Genomic DNA, 2,393 nt, shown 5'->3' with positions numbered 1-2,393 from the left:
CTGGCGCGGCGGGACGAGCGGCTGCCGTACCGCATGTCCTTTCTGCTGGAAGACGGCGGCCTGAACATGGGCCTCAAGCCCCTGCTGTCCGCCATTCTGGCCTTCACCAACGCGGACAACAAACGGCTCAATAACGCCGTGGAAAGCTTGCGCGCGCTGGATTTGGAAGGCGTATGCTGCGTGAAGTTCCGCATCTGCCTCTGCACCTGGGCCTGTGTGCGGGAAAGCGAGCAGGAAGCTCATCTTCTGCTCAGGCGTCGTGTGGCGGAACTCTCCAAGGCGGTTCAGGGCTGGGGAACGTGCGATGTGACGGAAGCACTCGGCGATCCGCTGCTCGGCTTTACCGCAACCCTGCCTGGCCTGATGCCATCCAGTCCGGCCCCGATTACTGCCGCGCCGCTTCAGGACGCCATCGGCATGTGGCCCTTGCGTTCGGCTTCTCCGTGGCGGGAAGGCAGTCTTTTGTTCCGCACTCAGGACGGCAAAATCATGCCGTTCGCGCCGAACTCCTCGGAACAGGCTGCGTGGATTGATTTGGGTGTCGCGCCGATGGGCGGGGGAAAGTCCGTTTTCCTCAACGCCATGAACTTCGCCTTTGTCACGCAGGCCGGGCTTTCCCGTCTGCCCTGGTTGTCTATTGTGGACGTGGGGCCGTACGAAGCGCATCGCGTGACCAACAACGTCTCGGTATCCGGCCAGCTTCAGGCGGATATGACCACAATGGCGCGGGAATCGCGCAAGTGGAACCTGAGTATCGGGCTGTACACGCAGTCCATTGACGACATCCCGAAAATCATCACCGACGAACTGGCTACCACGGTGGTTATCCTCGGCTCCGGAACCGAAAAAAGCATCACCAACCTGGCAGAACGCTTCGGCCTGAACGGAGCCTGCCGTCATGCGCTCTCGCGCCTGGGAAAGCCCGGCAAGGCCGGTTCCAATCTCATTGCCCTGTTCAGGACAGGTTCGGGCATGTCCCAGCTTGTCCTCAGTCTGACCATAGGGCCGCAATCGTTGTGGGCGTTCAGCACCACCACGGAAGATGTGGCAATCCGCAACAATCTCTATCAGCGCCTGGGGCCGTCCGAAGCCTTGCGCCGTCTTGCCGCGCGTTTTCCGGGCGGTTCGGCCAAGGCCGAAGTGGAACGCCGCAGGCGCAAGGTCGAAGACCAGAGCGACGCCGATGATGAAGTCGTCAACGTCATTCTGGAAATTGCCAACGAAGTAGCGGGGGAACAATGAAAAAGCTCTTTTTTGCCCTGGCCCTTGTCCTGCTGCCGGTTTCGGCCTGGGACGGAGGTTGCGGCTGCGGTTCCGTCAGAGCCATTGTCACGGCGGCGAAGTCCGAAACCATTCAGGCGGTCAACGCGCATACGGCGGCGGAAGCGCAGGCCATCCGCTCGGAAATCCTGCTGGCCGCGCAAAACATCATCGGCACGTTGAAGGCGGAATCCGCCACCATTGTGCGGGCGCTGGTCGCGCTCAAGGAGAGCAATGCCGCCGCTCTCAAGGGGCAGGCCGTGGCGGGCGAGGCCATGAAAACAGAGGACATGTACGGCAAGGCCGCGCAGCCTGCCGGGCTGTGCGGGAGCAGTTCCCTGGGCGCGGGCATCCAGCTCGGCGCTCAGGCCGGACAGGAAATCCACGCCGTCATGCGTGAAAAGCAGCTTGAACATGCCCATACGCCCAAAAAGCCGGTGGAATTTCTCCAGCGTGTGCTGGCCGAAGATCAGCCTTCCGAACAGGAAAGCCTGAACGCGCTCTTTCCGCTGCACAGCACGTTGACCGAAGATCAGGTGGCGCAGGCGCATGAAGCCATAAAGACGCTCGGCAATCCCCGCCCGCTGCCGGTGGTGACGGAGGAACAGAAGGAAACGCCCGCCGGGCAGACCTACGCGGCGGCGCGAAAAATCCATGAGGAGCGGGTGGCTGCGGTCATGGAATCACTGAACAACCATGTGGTCTAGAGCATTTTGCTTTTAACTTTTTACATAGCCACAGGATTTAAACCATCCTTCAGCGTCTTTTTGTGTGATACAACTTAATGCTTTTCCAATGGACTTGTACAGTTCATCACATGTTTTTGCTTTCATACCCCGAAGTAATTGTTTCACTTTGCTCCACATCTTTTCAATGGGATTTAAATCCGGGCTGTATTCTGGAAGGAAAATATACTTGCAGCCTTTTTCCCTTATCAAGTTTTGGGCTGTTTTTGATTTATGGACATTCAAATTATCCATTATAACAACATCGTTAGCTTTAAGCGTTGGAAGAAGAAATTTTTCAATATAAGCATTGTACATTTTTCCATCCAGTGCCCCATCAAAAACAACACTGCAAGTTTCTCCCGTTACCCGGATTGCTGAAAGTATGCTTATCCTTTCCCAACGTCC

At 57.4% G+C, this 2,393-nt stretch carries 2 protein-coding genes and 1 pseudogene; 2 read left to right on the top strand and 1 reads right to left on the bottom strand.

Annotated features, from left to right (window positions below; genetic code table 11):
* Together G7Y52_RS14760 and G7Y52_RS14755 are read left to right on the top strand one after the other, a co-directional pair.
* Positions 1-1,242, top strand: a pseudogene (locus G7Y52_RS14760) (hypothetical protein); the annotation flags it as partial.
* Positions 1,239-1,967 (top strand): hypothetical protein, encoded by a 729-nt coding sequence (locus G7Y52_RS14755; RefSeq protein WP_165073223.1) that lies wholly within the window; start codon positions 1,239-1,241, stop codon positions 1,965-1,967. The pseudogene G7Y52_RS14760 and the gene G7Y52_RS14755, both read left to right, overlap by 4 nt.
* Positions 1,968-1,979: 12 nt before the next feature.
* Here the strand turns inward: G7Y52_RS14755 and G7Y52_RS14750 are convergent.
* Positions 1,980-2,393 (bottom strand): transposase (locus G7Y52_RS14750; RefSeq protein WP_165068458.1); only part of this gene is annotated, 414 nt, incomplete at its 5' end.

The sequence above is a fragment of the Desulfovibrio sp. ZJ200 genome, from assembly GCF_011039095.1.
Taxonomy (GTDB): domain Bacteria; phylum Desulfobacterota; class Desulfovibrionia; order Desulfovibrionales; family Desulfovibrionaceae; genus Desulfovibrio.
Note: the sequence above shows the minus strand (reverse complement) of the source record. Positions and strands in the feature narration are given on the sequence as shown.